Origin of the sequence: Piscibacillus sp. B03, from assembly GCF_052246295.1 — a bacterium.
Taxonomy (GTDB): Bacteria; Bacillota; Bacilli; order Bacillales; family Alkalibacillaceae; genus Piscibacillus.
This window is the reverse complement of sequence record NZ_JBQQCO010000001.1, coordinates 152,709-169,908: the sequence shown is the minus strand read 5'-3', so window position 1 is coordinate 169,908 and position 17,200 is coordinate 152,709. Positions and strand designations below refer to the sequence as shown.

The following is a 17,200-nucleotide window of genomic DNA, read 5'->3' as shown; positions in this document are numbered from 1 at the left end:
TGGCGTGATTTTCAGACTGTGCTGTTCCTGCAGGTGTCTCAGCATTTTGACTACGCTAATAGCGCTCAATATTCGTTTTCTATTCAGCTATTTTTTTGGCCCAGCCTCATTTTTTCATTATTGAATATACACATGCCTGCGTTTCACGTACATTTGCGCTTGTTTCATGAACACATGAGCGCGTTTCGCGTACACTTCAGCTGATTTCACGTACAAGTGAGCTCGTTTCATGAACACTAGAGTGGGTTTCAAGTACACTAGACTAAATTTCACGTATACATGGTCTCGTTTTCGCTTATACTTTTCCCGGTTTAAATGCTACTACTCAAACACACTTTCAAAAAAACGGGTAGCGCGTGGCTGCAAGAGCTCGTGATAATCGTTGAACAGCGCGGCAGCAGAGTTCCCTAACCATTGCTCTGGCAACAGCTCCTCGGGTAAGTCTGGGTCGATAAATAAGAACTTACGATACTGGTGAACGAGGGAGGCACACTTCACGAAGCATGTCCCGTCGCTAATCGCACCTTTTTCAATCAAGTTTTGATCAATATAATACTTCTCACTATACTCACGGATAAAATCAGAGTATTTTTGATTCACATCCTCTAAGTCCCAACATTTATCAACCAAGCTTTGAGGTGTACTCATGCCTTCGTAAGTCGACTTAAAATATGTAATATAGTCCTTAATATCATACTTGTCTACCAATCTATGTATTTGTTCATCCAATGGGTTCGGGGTGATCCAACAGCTGTTAGACAAGTTACCAAATCCACTCCAGACAAGCTCTTTACGTAGTTCATCTCTTAACCCACGTTTATTTTCTGGAATGTTATAGACAAGCATTCTCCAATAACCATCCCACTTAGGAGACTCAGATTTATAAATACGCTTTGATGCCTCTTCCATACGGGCTTGACCTTGTTCCGTAAGAGAATAATAGCTTCGGTTCCCGCGTTTCTCAGACTGAACCCAGCCTTGTTTACTCATGCGCGAAATAGCCGCGCGAACAGCTTGTTCATTATGACCGAACTCTTTTAGTAATTTTATTAAACTACCGATCCAAATGACACTCCCGTAATGACGGACATAGTCACCATATAACGTAAAAATCATAGACCGTGTATTAAAATGTTTATCCATATTTGATGACCCTTTCTATCTCTCGTTAACTCTGAATGAGACTAGTTTACTATATTTTTTAAAAATGTTCACGCACTTATTTTAAAGAAATGCACGAATGACAAAGGTTATGACGTCATAAAATTAAGAAACAAGAAAATTAAATGTTTGAAAATTAAAAAATCTTGTTGAACATTGTATAACGTTTTGATACGATAACGTTAAATAAACGTATGATAAGAGGTGGCTATATGTATCATTACATTGAGTATGGTCCAACAGATAGTCCGCGTGATGATCATGAGAAGTACGAGCGCTTCATGGAACGAATTGAAGCTGGGGAGAAGATCGAGGCGGATGATTGGATGCCAGAAGAGTATCGTGTGGCATTGATCAAGCTGATTTCCATGCATGGCATTAGCGAAATTATGGGAGCGCTTCCAGAAAAGGAGTGGACGCCAAAAGCGCCTACGATGAAGCGGAAGTTAGGGATCATGGCCAAGGTTCAAGATGAAATGGGGCATGGGCAGTTACTGCTTCGTGTCGCAGAGGACTTGATGAAGCCTTATGGCAAGACACGTAAAGACCTTATGGAAGATTTATTATCAGGAGATTTAAAGTTTCATAATGTTTTCCACATGCCGACGAAAACCTGGGCAGATGCGGGGATGGTCGGTTGGCTCGTAGATGGAGCAGCGATTATTTCACAAACGAATATGCTAGATGCTTCTTACGGCCCTTATCAACGCGCGTTACAACGAATCTGTCAGGAAGAGGTGTTTCACGCTCAACATGGTGAGGCGATCATCATGGCACTAGCAGAAGGGACCGATCATCAACGTGCTATTTTACAAGAATCATTGAATCGTTGGTGGCCATCATTACTTATGTTCTTTGGGCCGGCGTCTGCAGAAACGACAGGGTCATCGAAGCAAGATGTGATGATTAAATACAAGATTCGTAAAAGTAACAATGAAGAATTGCGTCAAGCTTTTCTAGATAAATACTTACCTCGTGTGTTCTCGCTTGGGCTGACGGTTCCAGACGATACCGTTCATTACGATGAGGAACAAGGTCGCTGGATTTACCAACAACCTGATTGGAATGAGTTTAAGCAGATTATTAAAAATAAAGGCCCTCGATCTAAGGAGCGTCTGCGTTTGAGAGAAATAGCTTATGAAAATAATCGCTGGGTACGCCAAGCGTTATCGAAAGAAGTAATCGGTTCTTAAGGAGGAGAGAGTGCGGTGGAAGAGACGAACGAAACAAGTTTTTACCAAGAATATGAAGTATTTAGTAAGAAGAGTGTCAAAGCACCGATCCAACATCAATTTAGCCTACTTGCGCCAAATGAAGAAATGGCTCTTTCTATGGCGCTGGAAAACTTTATGCGTCGTGAAGATGTCCTAGATGTTTGGGTTGTAAAACGTGAAAATATTCGCGGTATGACCAGTGAAGAGCGCATGAACTGGACGAAGCGTTTGGATAATAAAGATTATCGTCGAACAAAAGGATACGGTTATTTAAGGCAAAAGTGGAAGGAAAAAGAACAAGGCATGTTAGATGAGAAGGAAATTATGTCTTGGAAAGAGGTGAAGAAGAAATGATGGAATCAGCAGAAGCAGCCAAACAAGACCAAACCTATTTAAATGCTTTAAAAGATTTACTTTTCCAACTAGCTGATGACGACTTTTTAATCTCTTTTCGCGGCTCAGAATGGTTAGGGTTAGCTCCTCATATTGAAGAAGACGTCGCCTATTCTTCAATTACACAAAACACGATGGGGCATGCACTAATGTTTTACAACTTATTAGAAGAGCTAGGCGAGCCTGAGGCGGATGTGCTAGCACACGAACGTAAGCCTGTCGAGCGGAAGAACGCGATCTACTTTGAAAAGAAAAATGGAGAAGGACACTACACCGAAGAGCCTTATTATGATTGGGCTTTAACTGTTGTTCGTAACTTTCTCTATGAATCTTTTAAAAAGGTTAAGTTGGAAGCGATTACAAAAGGTTCTTATAAGCCACTCGCCAATGTGGCTGGAAAAGTTTTAATGGAACAACCATACCACTTAGCGCATTGGAGAATTTGGTTTAATCAACTCTATAATTCTACTGATGATGCTAGAAATAGATTACAAGCAAGGCTTGAGGAAGCTTGGGAGCAGTGCGGTGATGTCTTTGAATTAGGACCGCACGCAACAGAAATGGAACACTTAGGTTTAATCGTGAGTGAAGACAGCTTAAGAGAGCGCTGGACACAAGAGTTGTTAAAGACAATTCCAGAATTACCTGAAGCGAGTATTGGGAAGAAATTCGGTAGCGGAAGGGATGGTGATCACACACCTGACCTAGACCAAGCTCTGGATATTCTAGCTGAAGTGTATGAGAGTGATAAGGATGCCGTTTGGTAGGAGGTGAGATGGAGTGGAGGAACAACGATTGAAGGATATTCAACAAGTGTTAAAAACTGTGGATGATCCAGAATTACCGTCTGTCAGTGTGTATGACCTTGGGATGGTACATGAGGTGAAAGTAATTGGAAGTCGCGTGTTTATTACGATGGTCCCAACATTCGCGGGCTGTCCAGCGTTAGATTTTATTAAACGAGATGTTCAGAAGGCAGTCGGCGACTTGGCGTGGGTGTCAGAGTGTGACGTTCACTTTTCATTTGAAGAAAAATGGTCAACAGACGCCATTACGGATGAAGGAAAAACCCAGTTAAAAAAACATGGAGTCGCTCCACCACCAGAGGACTACCACCCCGGTGAAGAATGGACGGTCGATTGCCCGTATTGCGGTTCGGACTACACGTCGATGGAGAACGTCTTCGGCCCAACCGCGTGCCGCAGTATCCTGTACTGCACCAACTGCCGCAACCCATTCGAAGCCATGAAACCAGTCGTTGATTATGTGTATTGATTGTAAGTGACATCGCTGTCGGTGAACGCTTGCCGCGGGCACGGCCTCAACTTCCCAAAACTCACTTGCGTTCGTTTTGCGTGATTTTCGGCTCGTGCTGTTCCCGCAGGCGTCGTCACCTTTCGCTCGTCACAATTACAATTAATCACAGCTTTTAATGGCTAGTAAAGTTAAAAAACACGAGACTCTAGTGGGAACAGCGTCAGCTGAAGACCCCGCAGAGCGAAGGTTGAGCTCGAGGAGGCTGAAGCGACGCCCACGGAAAGCGAGTGTTTTTTAACAAATAATGAAAACATAAAAAGGAGTTTTGCAAATGGTTAAATTAATCGCGATTTACAAACAACCGGAAGATCCGGAACAATTCGATGAGCACTACTTCAACACGCACACACCACTCACTCAAAAAATCCCAGGCCTACGCGACATGAAAGTCACTAAAATCGTCGGCTCACCAATGGGAAAAACCGATTACTACTTACTATGTGAAATGTTCTACGACGACCACGAATCCCTACAAGCAGCGATGAAAACAGACGAAGGAAAAGCATCAGGTAAAGACGTTATGCAATTTGCCGGCGATCTTGTCACTCTAGTCATAGGTGAAGAAGTCCATGTCGAAAAAGTACATTAATGCGTACATTGAAGATTCAATAGGGGTGGTTCAGCTCAACCGCCCCGACGTGTTAAACGCATTAAACCGGCAAATGGTGGATGAAATCGTTGAAACGCTTGAGATGTACGACCGTGATGATAAGATTAACGTCATCGTGGTGAAAGGGAACGAAAAAGTTTTTGCTGCAGGAGCGGACATTGAAGAGATGATGGATGAGTCACCTCTGTCATTAGAACTAGCCGATCCATTTGCAGTATGGGACAGGATTCAACTTATTAACAAACCAATTTTGGCATCGGTGAACGGCTTCGCGTTAGGTGGCGGATTTGAGCTCGCACTACATTGCGACTTAATCATCGCCGCTGAAAATGCACAGTTCGGTTTCCCTGAAGTAAAGTTAGGAGTCATGCCTGGTGCTGGCGGCACACAGCTTTTATCCAAAGCAATTGGGTCGAGAAAAGCGCTAGAGCTAATTTGGTTAGGTGAATCGTTCAGTGCTAAACAGGCTCGAGACTTTGGCGTGGTTAATCGAGTGGTTGCGCCTGAGTTAGTAGAAGAAGAGACAATGCGCTTAGCGTATCAGCTCGCAAATCAAGCGCCGATTTCACTCAGGTTAATTAAAGAGTCTGTGAAGGCGTCAGAGGATTTATCGCTCATGGACGGTATGAAGCTTGAGCGAAAGAATTTTTACTTAACGTTTGATTCTCAAGATCAAACAGAGGGGATGAAAGCTTTTACTGAAAAACGACCTCCTCACTTTAAGGGGGTGTAGCGGTTGGGATTTGAAACGATTAAGTATAGCGAAAAAAAAGGTGTGGCCACGATTACGCTGAACCGACCGAAAGCGTACAACGCCATTACTGAGGTTATGAATAAAGAAATTACGAAAGCGCTGAAGGTCGCAAACAAGAATAACGATGTTAGGTGCATTGTATTGACGGGGGAAGGAAAGGCCTTTTGTTCGGGTCAAGACTTGCAAGATGTAGATGATAACACGAATCATGCAGAGTTTTTGCGTACGAGATATCATCCGATGATGCAGGCCATTAAATATACGCCAAAACCAATTGTGGCTGCGGTGAACGGAACAGCTGCAGGAGCAGGGATGAGTCTCGCGTTGGCAGCAGACTTTAGATTAGTTCAGCCAAACGTTAAATTTGTCAGTGCGTTTGTTGGCATTGGATTAGTGCCTGATTCAGGATTTCTGTACCAATTACCAAGGTTAATTGGCTATGCCAAGGCCATGGAAGTGACGGTCTTAGGTAAGCCTTTAACTGGAGATGAGGCTTACAACCTAGGCTTAGCCACAGAATTGATTGATTCAGAAGAATGGGATGAAAAGGTAGATGCTTTTTCGCAACATTTAGCAAGTCTACCAACCAAATCTATTGAACTAGTTAAGCGTTACATGATCGATAGTATGAATGAGTCGTTCGAGGAGTTTTTGGATAAAGAAGCGTATGCCCAACGAGTGGCAGGTCTATCTCAAGATCACCAAGAAGGGGTTAACGCATTTAAGGAAAAACGAAAACCTAGCTTTATTGGAAAGTAGAAAAGGAGTGAATCGCACATGGAAATGACAAAAGAAACGATTACACAAGTCGGAGAAATGAAGCGTAGCCATTACTCAATGATTATTAACGGTGAACGTGTAGATAGTAGTTCAGGTGAGACATTTGATACGTATAACCCTGCAAAAGGTGAAGCGATCGCAACAATTGCGAAGGCAAATGAAGAGGATGCGGAGAAGGCTGTTCAAGCAGCGCGCAACGCATTCGACAATGGTAAGTGGCGCAAATACCCAGTCGGCAAGCGTGCACGTGTATTAAATAAAATTGCGGAAATTATGCGCTCTCGTTTCAATGAGTTAGTTGAAATGGAAGTTTTAAATAGTGGTAAATCAGTTGGAGCAGCTCAGGTTCAGATCAACCAATCAATCGAGGACTTTGAGTTTTATGCAGGCGCAATTGTTGGTCACCGAGGTGAAGTCAACAACATGCCATATGGCTTTTTTAACTACACGCATAAGGAACCTGTTGGGGTATGCGCGCAAATCATCCCTTGGAACTATCCAATGATGATGGCGGCATGGAAAATTGCGCCAGCGATAGCAGCAGGTTGTTCAGTGGTCATCAAGCCAGCGTCACTTACACCAATTACGGCCATTATTTTAAATGAAATTTGCCATGAAGCAGGTGTGCCTGAGGGCGTTGTAAACACGGTTCCAGGTTCTGGTTCAGTTGTTGGGGATTACTTAGTAAAGCATGAAGACATCAATAAGGTAGCTTTCACTGGTTCCACACCAACTGGTAAAGACATTATGGAAAAAGCGTCTCAGACGTTGAAACGCATTACGCTTGAGCTTGGTGGTAAGTCGCCTAACATCGTGTTTGAAGATGCAGACATGGATGCTGCTGTTGCAGGTTCATTATTCGGTATTTTCTTCAACACAGGTCAATCGTGTGAAGCGCGTTCTCGCATGTTTGTCCATGAAGATATTTACGATGAGTTTATGGAGCAGTTTATTGAAAAGACGAAAAAGCTACAGACTGGCAATCCGTTCAATAAAGGTACACATCTTGGCTCGATCATTAGCCGCGAGCAACTAGAAGTGATTGATGGCTATGTTCAGTCAGCAATTGATGAGGGAGCTACTATTGCAACGGGTGGTAAACCGATGTACCCTGAAGGCTTCGAAAATGGACATTGGTATGAGCCAACTGTTATTACGGATGTTACGCCTGATATGAAAGCAGTTAAAGAAGAAATCTTCGGACCAGTGGTGGTCGTTGAGAAGTTTACGGATGAAAAAGACGTGATTAAGCGCGCGAACGACACGAAATATGGTTTAGGATCTGCAATCTGGACGACAAACCAAGGTCGAGCAACACGCGTCGCTCACCAAATTCAAGCGGGGATCGTGATGGTCAACAGCCCATTCTCAGCATTCCCAGGCACTCCATTTGGTGGCTATAAACAATCAGGTTTCGGTCGTGAGCTAACCGTCGAAACACTTGATTTATATATGGAAGATAAGAGCGTGTTATCTTACTATGGTCCAAAACCATTAAACCCATTTGGAGTTTAATGATTAAAAAAGGTCGAGGCATGTAACATGTCTCGGCCATTTATTGATGAAAAGTGTGGGCGAACGACTCGAGAATTAGGTTTAACGCTCATAGGATCGATATTAACACCCATAGAATCGAGGTTAACACCATAGGATTGGGATTAACGCCCATAGGACATCAAATAACACCCATAGAAATTCACATTCAATAATTCGAAAAGGTTGCGTGAATACGATGAAAGACGTTGTCATTGTCGATGCAGTTAGAACACCGATTGGCCGGTATAAAGGAGCACTTAAAAACATCCGTCCTGATGATTTAGGTGCGGTTGTCATTAAAGCGTTGCTAGAACGAAACGAACAAGTTCCAGCCCATGAGATCGAAGAAGTGATTTTAGGCAATGCGAACCAGGCTGGAGAAGATAATCGTAATGTGGCAAGGATGTCGACGCTTCTGGCAGGACTTCCAGTTGATGTAGCGGGCGTCACGGTGAACCGTTTATGTGGATCTGGGATGGAAGCGGTTATGCAAGCGGCGCGCGCCATTGCGGTTGGTGATGGTGATATTTACATAGCGGGTGGGACTGAGAGTATGACTCGGGCGCCATTAGTCATGGCCAAACCTGAGCAAGAGTTCGCTCGTGGCAATAGAGAACTTTTTGATACAACGATTGGTTGGCGATTTACGAATCGTAAGCTTGAGGAGATGTATGGTTCAGACTCAATGCCTCAAACGGCGGAAAACGTCGCCGAGCGGTACAATATAAGTAGGGAAGAACAAGATGCGTTTGCGTACGAAAGTCAAATGCGTGCTAAACAAGCGATGGAGTTTGGAAGGTTAAAAGATGAGATTGTTCCTGTGATTGATCGCGACAGAAAAGGGAATGAAATCGTGATTGATACAGATGAGCACCCTAGACCAAACTCGTCATTAGAAAAGCTATCAAGTTTACGGCCAATATTTGAAGGTGGAACGATCACAGCCGGAAATGCCTCTGGTGTGAACGACGGGGCATCAGCCTTACTCGTCATGAGTGCCGAGAAAGCTCAAGAATTAAACCTTAAACCGATGGCAAGATACATTTCCGGAGCAACAGTTGGTCTAGAGCCAGCCGTGATGGGATTAGGTCCGATTAACGCGACGGCCAAAGCACTAAAACGCGCAAAATTAAACGTGAACGACTTAGGCTTAGTCGAGTTAAATGAAGCCTTTGCTTCCCAATCACTTGAATGCATAAATCAAATTGGATTGAACCCAGAGATTGTGAATGTGAATGGTGGCTCCATCGCATATGGCCATCCACTTGGCGCAAGCGGAGCACGAATTTTAACCACGCTCGTTCATGAAATGCAAAAGCGTAACACCCAGTACGGCCTAGCCACGATGTGTGTTGGGGTCGGGCAGGGAATAGCAACGATCATCGAGAATGTGAACGATTAAGTGACTAGCGATGAAACAAGAGGAGGACAAAAGATGAACCCAGTATGCGACTTACTTAATATAAAATATCCAATTGTCCAAGGAGGCATGGGAAATATCAGCAATGCCCCTTTGACGGCGGCTGTCTCCAACGCTGGGGGCCTCGGTACGCTTGGGTGTGGCACGATGACACCTGAAGAGGTAGAACAGAAGATTTTAGAAACGAAAAAATTAACCGACCAACCATTTGCAATCAACATAGCACTAAGTGTCTCGCCATATGTAAAAGATTTAATAAACTTAATCTTAGACCATGACATTCCAGTTGTATCGTTGTCTGCAGGAAACCCAGCTCCGTACATTCCAATTTTTCATGAACACGGAGTCAAAGTCATGACGCTAGTGGCGTCGGTGAAACATGCTAAAAAGGCTGAGGAAGCTGGAGCAGACATATTAGTAGCTGAAGGATACGAAGCGGCTGGGATCAATTCGAATCTAGAGCTAACGACTTTCACGCTCGTGCCACAGATCGCAGGGAATGTAAATGTACCAGTTATAGCAGCTGGTGGGATTGGTGACGGGAAAGGACTAGCGGCGAGTTTAATGTTGGGTGCAAGTGGTGTACAAATGGGAACGCGACTAATCGCGACTCAAGAAGCGCCATTTCACATTCATTATAAACAAAAGCTACTCGATGATAACGGCACAGGAACAGTGATTGTTGGCCGTTCATATGGGCAAGTGAGAAGAATCTTGAAAACACCTTATGCGGAGAGGTTGACGACTTTAGAAAAAGCAGGCATGACACAAGATGAATATAGGGAGATGACATCCGAGGATCATCATTGCAAAGGTGCTATGGAAGGGGATTTAGACCAGGGATTTCTAAATAGCGGCCAAGTTTGCGGATTAATTCAAGATGTCCCGACTGTTCGACAGCTATTAGATGGCATGATGAGTGAAGCGACGATTCGCATGTCGCAAGCACAATCGTTACTAAGTTTTAATTCCGAAAATAGTATCTGAAAATTCTAAAATCAAATTGACCACATTATAACGCGATGATAAAATAACGTTATAAGAACGTTATATAAAAAATTTTGTCGAATGATGTAAGCGCTTTAATTTTCTATAAACGGGCTTTGTTAAAGCTTAGTTCTGATAATGGTGCAATAGTCGTTGTTCTAAGAGAGGAGCGGAGGTGGCGACTCCGGCGGGAACAGCACGAGCTGAAAATCACTCTGAACGAATGTATATGAGTTCAGAGAAGTTGAAGCCGTGCCCGCGGAAAGCGTCCACCGAAAGCGAACCTTAATAATCTTTAACTTAGCTAATAAATAAGCCTAAAACTTTTCAAAAAGAGGCGATCGTATGAAACAAGGAATGGATATTGGGAGACAAGAAACCATTGAAATTAAGGTTACCGATGATATGTTTGCGAGCTTTGAAGGTAAAGTGGTTCATCCCGTTTACTCGACGGTGGCCATGGTTTATCACATGGAATGGGTCTCGCGAAAAATCATCTTACCATTTTTAGAAGAACATGAAGAAGGAATGGGAGCAGCGGTTGAAGTCAAACATGTCGACGCAGCTCCAGCAAATTCAAAAGTAACTTTAACAGCAACACTCACCAAGTATGAACACCCACAAGTCATCACATCAGTTGAAGCCTACAATAACCAACAATTAATCGGTAAAGGCGTGGTTAAACAAGTCATTTTATCGAAAGAAGTCATTCATAAAAAAATCTTACCACAAACAAGTTAAGTCATCCTGAAAAATTATCTGGAAAATGAAATCCGATTGAGGAGGGTGGTTATGAGTTTTTTAACAACATCGTCAAAGAACGATCGAAATGAAAGTTACGATTTGTTAAGTAAGATGGCTGAGCATGAACAAGTGATTTTCTGTAATGATCCGGCAACAGGACTCCAAGCCATTATTGCGATACATAGTACTAAGCTTGGTCCAGCCATTGGTGGTTGTCGAATGCATCCTTATGCATCATTTGATGATGCATTAGAAGATGTTCTTAGATTATCTAAAGGTATGAGCTACAAATGTGCAGCGGCAGACCTTGATTTTGGCGGAGGAAAATCCGTCATTATTGGTGATCCTAAGACAGATAAATCGCCAGAGCTTTTCCGTGCATTTGGCCAGTTTGTTGACTCGCTGAACGGCCGTTTTTACACAGGAACGGATATGGGCACGACGTTAGAAGATTTTGTTCATGCGTATAAAGAAACGAAAAACATCGCAGGCATTCCTGAAGCTTATGGTGGTGGCGGTGATTCGTCGATTCCAACCGCTCAAGGTGTCATCTACGGGTTAAAAGCGACGTGTCATATGTTGTTTGACCACGAAGACTTGAGTGCTGTTTCGTATGCGATTCAAGGGCTTGGAAAAGTTGGTTTTAAAGTCGGAAAAAGACTACTCGAAGAAGGCGCGACGGTTTATGTATCAGATATTAATGTTGATAATATCGACGCACTTCAGTTAGAGGCGAGTAGCTTGCCAGGTGAACTGCATGTTGTAGAGGCCAATGACATCTATTCAGTTGATGCGGATATTTTTATTCCGTGCGCATTTGGTGGAATCATTAACGAAACAACGATTGAACAATTTAAATTCAAAGCGATTGCAGGTGCTGCTAACAATCAGCTATTAGAAGAAAAGCATGGACATGAATTGGCAGATCGCGGCATTTTATACGCACCGGACTACATTATTAATGCAGGTGGCCTCATTCAAGTCGCAGATGAACTTTATGGACCTAACAAAGAACGCGTATTAATGAAGACGAAAGAAATTTATAACACGATGATGGAAGTTTATAAAACAGCTAAAACACACAATATCTCAACGGTTGAAGCGGCGAACCATTATTGTGAAAACGTGATGGCAAAGCGCGAGAAACGTAATAGCTTCTTTACGCGATCAGATAAACCGAAGTGGAACATACGCTAAGGGGGGAACATGATGGAAGAGCAATTTCCAATTATAAAGGTAATGGATGACCAGGGGAATTTAGTAGATGAAAGTGTGGAAAACATTGATGAAAAACTGGTGAAGCAAGCCTATCGACACATGTTACGCATTCGTTTGTTTGACCGAAAAGCGATCAGTCTTCAGCGACAAGGTCGAATTGGAACGTACCCACCGTTTGAAGGTCAAGAAGCCTCACAGGTTGGAAGTGTGATGGCACTGGGCGATCACGACTGGGTATTCCCAACCTACCGCGACCACGGTGCAACGTTAACGTTTGGTGCTGATATGGTGCGCACATTTTTATATTGGAACGGCCGTGCAGAAGGTTGTGTACCGCCTGAAGGGAAAAATATTTTCCCAGCTGCTGTACCAATCGCGACACAAGTGCCACATGCAGTTGGAGCGGCTTGGGCAGAAAAACGCAAAGGGACAGACCATGTAGCACTTTGTTTCTTTGGCGATGGCGCAACGTCAGAAGGTGATTTCCATGAGGGACTCAACTTCGCGAGTGTGTTCCAAACGCCAACGATCTTTTTTAACCAAAATAATCGATATGCGATTTCCGTACCGGTTGAAAAACAAATGAATTCGAAAACCATTGCACAAAAAGGGTTAGCTTATGATATTCCAAGTGTTCGTGTCGATGGTAATGATGTATTTGCGGTTTATTTTGAAACGAAAAAAGCTGTTGAGCGAGCTCGGAATGGTGGCGGCCCAACGCTAATTGAAGCGGTCACTTGGCGAACGGGTGCTCATACGACAGCGGATGACCCAACGAAGTATCGCCCAGACGGTCAAGGCGAAGATGTGGTCAATCCAGTTGAGCGATTAGAGCATTTTATGAAAAATAATGATTTCTGGGATGAGGCGTGGGTTGAACAGTTAAAGAGCGAGCTAACAGAAGAAGTGGAATCAGCAGTCGAGGCAATGGAGCAGTATTCGAAGCCAAATCCTGAAGACTTGTTTGATCATGTGTACGCGAACACACCTGAACAATTATCAGAACAGAAACAATCCTATCTAGCACTTCTAGGGAGGGATTCATAATGGATGTCAAAATGGAGCAAAAAGTAACCCAAACGAGTCAAACGCAATCTTTAACGATGGTTCAGGCCGTTAATGATGCTCTCAAAACGATGCTTGAAGAAGACGAGCGCACGATTTTGCTCGGTGAAGATATCGGAAAAAACGGAGGGGTATTCCGCGCGACAGAAGGCCTTCAAGAGAAGTTCGGTGAAGACCGCGTTGTCGATACGCCATTATCGGAGTCTGGAATTGTTGGGACGTCAGTTGGCCTTGCCGTTAACGGGTTTAAGCCAGTTGCTGAAATGCAGTTCATGGGCTTTATTTATCCGGCTTACGATCAAATCATGACGCATGTGTCGAGAATTCGCATGAAAACGATGGGTCATTTCTCCGTGCCAATGGTAATTCGTGCCCCATATGGAGCTGGAATTCGCGCACCAGAAGTTCACTCAGATAGTGTTGAGGCGCTGTTTACCCACATGCCAGGGGTGAAAGTGGTCTGTCCAGCAACGCCTTATGATGCTAAAGGGCTTTTAATTTCAGCAATTGAGGACCCTGACCCGGTTATTTTTATGGAACCGATGAGAAGCTATCGCGCTCATCGTGAGGATGTTCCTGAAGGCAAGTATACCGTTGAAATTGGCAAAGGCGAAAAGTTGCAAGAGGGCGATGACATTACGATCATAGCTTGGGGTGCGATGGTGCCAGTTGCTAAGCAGGCAGCGAAACAAGCTGAGCAACAAGGTATCACGTGTGAGGTGTTAGACCTAAAGACATTGTATCCACTTGATCGTGACGTCATTGCGGAATCTGTACAGAAAACAGGTCGTTGTGTCATTGTGCATGAAGCTCACTCAACAGGTGGCTTGGGCAATGACATCGTATCTGTCATTAACGATACATCGTTCTTATATATGCGAGCACCGATTGAGCGCGTAACAGGTTTTGATGTGCCAGTTCCGTTCTTTGCATTAGAAGACCATTACATGCCAACGCCTAAGCGCGTTTTACAAAGTATTGAGAAAGCAGTCCAGTTCTAAAGGGGGGATGCTAGAATGCTAGAAGTAAAATTACACGATATCGGAGAAGGCATGACGGAAGGCGAAATCGTCCATTATCTCGTCAAAGAAGGCGATACGGTTAAGACCGACCAGCCTTTAGTTGAAGTCCAAACCGATAAAATGGTGGCCGAACTCCCATCACCTGGGGAAGGAACGATTAAAGAAATCGTCGTGTCTGAAGGTAAAACGGTTCAAGTCGGGACCACTCTATTATTAATAGAAGGTGAAGGCGGTTCGAGTCAGGAGGAAGAAAGTGTGCAAGAGGAGACACCATCACCTACTGCCACAAAGGAACTTACGAGGAAACGAATGACGACGACCATTAATAGAGTCCTAGCTACACCTTATACAAGAAAAATTGCACGTGAGAACGGCATCGATATCGAACAGGTTCCGGCATCCGATCCGTCAGGGCGCGTCACAGAAGAAGACGTGTACCAATTTATGAATCAAGACCAAGAACCTGTGGTAGAGGAGACGACGAAGGTACCCGTAAAAGAGACGCAGCCTGATGAAATTCCATTTAGAGGCGTCCGTAAACAAATCGCCACTAAAATGACGAAATCACTCTATACGATTCCACATGTCACACACTTTGATGAAGTTGATCTTACACGCTTAATGGAACTTCGTGAAGAGTTAAAAGCTGACGGCATCTCAGTATCGGTCCCGCCCTTTTTCGTCAAAGCGTTAGTTTTCGCATTAAAAGACTTCCCAGTATTTAACGCCGAACTAGATGAAGAAAACGAAACCATTAAATTGAAAAAAGACTATCATATCGGGCTTGCAACTGATGTGGAAGATGGGCTCATTGTACCAGTCGTGCACGATGCGGATCAAAAATCGATTCATGAACTACATGATCACATAAAAGAGCTGAACCAAAAGGCGAAAGAAGGCAAGCTAGCGCCGAAACAATTAAAAGGTAGTACGTTCACGATGAGTAACGTCGGCCCACTTGGAAGCACAGGAGCAACACCAATTATAAATTACCCAGAGACTGCACTAATCGCGTTTCATAAAACGAAAAAGCGTCCAGTTGTAAATGACCAAGATGAGATCGTCATTCGCCAAATGATGAACGTATCAATGTCGTTTGACCACCGAGTGGCAGATGGCGCAACAGCCGTTGCCTTTACAAATCGCTTTATGAGTTTAATAGAAAACCCGAGTAAACTTATGCTGGAGATGATATAAATGGTAGTCGGAGAAATGATTGAAGAACGCGACCTCGTCATTATCGGGGGCGGACCAGGTGGTTACACAGCCGCGATCCGCGCTGCACAATTAGGACTGAACGTAACCTTAATCGAAGAACACCAGCTTGGGGGCATCTGCCTAAATCGAGGCTGCATCCCATCAAAGATTTGGGCTTACTCTGCTCGTAAAAAATCGGAGCTCCCTCACATGGAGGAGTTAGGTTTTAAGATTGATGAACCCCAATTGAACTTAAGTCAGCTATTAAACTATAAAGATAAGATTACGAGCCAACTTCGAAAGGGGGTTGAAGCCTTGTGTAGCGGCAATCAAGTCGAAGTCATACAAGGCAAAGCAACCTTTACAAGCGAAAATAAAATCGGCGTCGAAAACGGCCACCAATTTGATATCTATCAATTTAGGAAAGCGATTATCGCTACGGGCAGTACCGCAATATTACCGGGGGAATTATCTCAATTAAAAGAGCGAGTCATTTTATCAGATGAACTCTATCGTTTAGGAGATTTACCTGAACGGTTAGTCGTTTACGGAAGTGACGAGCTAGCGTTTGAAGTCGCTTCAAGCTACTCAACATTTGGGAGCAAAGTTACGTTGGTTTTACCAGAATCGACTGGTCTGGATCCTTCTATCGAAAAAGAATTACTCCGCGTTTTTAAGAAGAAAAAGGTGAAAGTCATTAAAGGCGCATCGGATTTAACAGTTAGCGAAGGTGAACTCGATGTACAAGTGAAGTTAGTGGATGAAAAAGGTAAAGAGCACTCGATTGAAGCCGACTACTTATATACCAGTGGCGTTCGTCAGCCGAATGTGAAAGATTTAGGGATAGCGCGTTTTGGCGTGGAGCAGTCAGAAAGTGGTCATGTGATCGTTAATAAGTTGGCCGAGACAACGAACCCTAATATTTACGCAGTCGGGGATGTGACTGCAGATGGACCCTCACTTGCGATTAAAGCGATTAAACAAGCAAAAGTTGCTGCCGAAGCCATTGCAGGCGGACACCCAGAGGTCGACCTAACGTTTCTACCAAAAATCATCCATACAACACCACCCGTTGCGTCAGTTGGCTTGACCGAAACGGAAGCTAAGGAAGAAGCGGTCGATTACCAAGTCGGGGAATTTTCATTAAGCGGAAACGGCTACGCCATGCTTTCTGGACAAAAAGAAGGTCTGGTCAAAGTTCTGAGCGACCCAAATACAGATATTATGTTGGGCATTCATATGATCGGGGCTGGCGCCATAGAATTATCTAGTACCTTTGTTCAATTACTAGAAATGGCCGCCAAAGTTGAGGACCTAACCTTCCCGAACTATGCACACCCAAGTATGAACGAAGGACTGTTAGAAGCCGTCGAAGCCATATCAAATCAAGCGATTCACCAAGCCCCACCACGACAGAAGGTGAAGGCTTAGGGAGTCGTTATCATTAATCGATAGGAGGCCTCGAATTATTGATAAGGAATCTCTGACTGTCGATAGGGAGACCTGAATTGTCGATAGAAAAGCTATGACTGTCGATAGGGAGCTCTGAATTGTCGATAGGGAAGCTCCGACTGTCGATAGAGAGCACTCAATTGTCGATAAGGAGGCTCTGACTGTCGATAGGGAGCCCCGAATTATCGATAAGGAAGCTCCGACTGTCGATAGAGAGCACTCAATTGTCGATAAGGAGCCCCGAATTGTCGATAAGGAAGCTCCGACTGTCGATAGAGAGCACTCAATTGTCGATAAGGAAGCCCAGACTGTCGATAGAGCGGTCAGAAT

17 protein-coding genes are annotated in these 17,200 nt (G+C 44.0%); 16 read left to right on the top strand and 1 reads right to left on the bottom strand.

The features are described 5' to 3' along the window. Nucleotides 1-321: 321 nt before the first annotated feature. Nucleotides 322-1,143, bottom strand: coding sequence for a phenylacetic acid degradation operon negative regulatory protein PaaX (paaX, locus tag ACTWQB_RS00930; RefSeq protein ID WP_443137306.1), 822 nt, complete (start codon nucleotides 1,141-1,143; stop codon nucleotides 322-324). Between the two features lie 230 nt (nucleotides 1,144-1,373). Between paaX and paaA the strand changes: the two genes are divergently transcribed. The 16 genes from paaA (at nucleotide 1,374) to ACTWQB_RS00850 (ending at nucleotide 16,849) form a co-directional block, all read left to right on the top strand. Further along, nucleotides 1,374-2,354: a 1,2-phenylacetyl-CoA epoxidase subunit PaaA gene (gene paaA / locus ACTWQB_RS00925; protein WP_443137305.1), complete on the top strand. Its 981-nt coding sequence runs from the start codon at nucleotides 1,374-1,376 to the stop codon at nucleotides 2,352-2,354. 15 nt (nucleotides 2,355-2,369) lie between these two features. Continuing rightward, complete coding sequence (gene paaB / locus ACTWQB_RS00920) at nucleotides 2,370-2,729, top strand: 1,2-phenylacetyl-CoA epoxidase subunit PaaB (RefSeq protein WP_443137304.1); 360 nt, start codon at nucleotides 2,370-2,372, stop codon at nucleotides 2,727-2,729. Beyond that, nucleotides 2,705-3,535 (top strand): 1,2-phenylacetyl-CoA epoxidase subunit PaaC, encoded by an 831-nt coding sequence (gene paaC, locus ACTWQB_RS00915; RefSeq protein WP_443137303.1) that lies wholly within the window; start codon nucleotides 2,705-2,707, stop codon nucleotides 3,533-3,535. Before paaB ends, paaC begins: the two co-directional genes overlap by 25 nt. Before the next feature lie 13 nt (nucleotides 3,536-3,548). Next, nucleotides 3,549-4,043, top strand: a complete 495-nt coding sequence (gene paaD / locus ACTWQB_RS00910; protein WP_443137302.1) for a 1,2-phenylacetyl-CoA epoxidase subunit PaaD — start codon at nucleotides 3,549-3,551, stop codon at nucleotides 4,041-4,043. 313 nt (nucleotides 4,044-4,356) lie between these two features. After that, nucleotides 4,357-4,674 (top strand): EthD family reductase, encoded by a 318-nt coding sequence (locus tag ACTWQB_RS00905; RefSeq protein ID WP_443137301.1) that lies wholly within the window; start codon nucleotides 4,357-4,359, stop codon nucleotides 4,672-4,674. Next, on the top strand, nucleotides 4,655-5,428 hold the full coding sequence (locus ACTWQB_RS00900) for an enoyl-CoA hydratase/isomerase family protein (RefSeq protein WP_443137300.1): 774 nt from the start codon (nucleotides 4,655-4,657) through the stop codon (nucleotides 5,426-5,428). Before ACTWQB_RS00905 ends, ACTWQB_RS00900 begins: the two co-directional genes overlap by 20 nt. A 3-nt stretch (nucleotides 5,429-5,431) precedes the next feature. Next, complete coding sequence (locus ACTWQB_RS00895) at nucleotides 5,432-6,208, top strand: enoyl-CoA hydratase/isomerase family protein (RefSeq protein WP_443137299.1); 777 nt, start codon at nucleotides 5,432-5,434, stop codon at nucleotides 6,206-6,208. Nucleotides 6,209-6,226: 18 nt separating this feature from the next. Then, entirely contained in the window at nucleotides 6,227-7,744 is a 1,518-nt protein-coding gene (locus ACTWQB_RS00890; RefSeq protein ID WP_443137298.1) for an aldehyde dehydrogenase family protein, read from the top strand. A 217-nt stretch (nucleotides 7,745-7,961) separates the two neighbouring features. Continuing rightward, on the top strand, nucleotides 7,962-9,167 hold the full coding sequence (locus ACTWQB_RS00885) for a thiolase family protein (protein ID WP_443137297.1): 1,206 nt from the start codon (nucleotides 7,962-7,964) through the stop codon (nucleotides 9,165-9,167). Nucleotides 9,168-9,200: 33 nt separating this feature from the next. After that, the gene (locus ACTWQB_RS00880) at nucleotides 9,201-10,172 is read left to right on the top strand and encodes an NAD(P)H-dependent flavin oxidoreductase (protein WP_443137296.1); all 972 of its coding nucleotides are present in this window, start codon (nucleotides 9,201-9,203) and stop codon (nucleotides 10,170-10,172) included. Nucleotides 10,173-10,517: 345 nt separating this feature from the next. Continuing rightward, on the top strand, nucleotides 10,518-10,913 hold the full coding sequence (locus ACTWQB_RS00875) for a thioesterase family protein (RefSeq protein ID WP_443137295.1): 396 nt from the start codon (nucleotides 10,518-10,520) through the stop codon (nucleotides 10,911-10,913). Between the two features lie 51 nt (nucleotides 10,914-10,964). Continuing rightward, complete coding sequence (locus tag ACTWQB_RS00870) at nucleotides 10,965-12,113, top strand: Glu/Leu/Phe/Val family dehydrogenase (RefSeq protein ID WP_443137294.1); 1,149 nt, start codon at nucleotides 10,965-10,967, stop codon at nucleotides 12,111-12,113. A gap of 12 nt (nucleotides 12,114-12,125) precedes the next feature. Further along, on the top strand, nucleotides 12,126-13,181 hold the full coding sequence (gene pdhA, locus ACTWQB_RS00865) for a pyruvate dehydrogenase (acetyl-transferring) E1 component subunit alpha (RefSeq protein WP_443137293.1): 1,056 nt from the start codon (nucleotides 12,126-12,128) through the stop codon (nucleotides 13,179-13,181). Next, the gene (locus ACTWQB_RS00860) at nucleotides 13,181-14,200 is read left to right on the top strand and encodes an alpha-ketoacid dehydrogenase subunit beta (RefSeq protein ID WP_443137292.1); all 1,020 of its coding nucleotides are present in this window, start codon (nucleotides 13,181-13,183) and stop codon (nucleotides 14,198-14,200) included. The genes pdhA and ACTWQB_RS00860 overlap by 1 nt, the downstream gene beginning before the upstream one ends. A 15-nt stretch (nucleotides 14,201-14,215) precedes the next feature. After that, nucleotides 14,216-15,418, top strand: a complete 1,203-nt coding sequence (locus ACTWQB_RS00855; protein ID WP_443137291.1) for a dihydrolipoamide acetyltransferase family protein — start codon at nucleotides 14,216-14,218, stop codon at nucleotides 15,416-15,418. Next, nucleotides 15,419-16,849 (top strand): dihydrolipoyl dehydrogenase family protein, encoded by a 1,431-nt coding sequence (locus ACTWQB_RS00850; protein ID WP_443137290.1) that lies wholly within the window; start codon nucleotides 15,419-15,421, stop codon nucleotides 16,847-16,849. It abuts the gene before it with no gap. Nucleotides 16,850-17,200 lie beyond the last annotated feature (351 nt).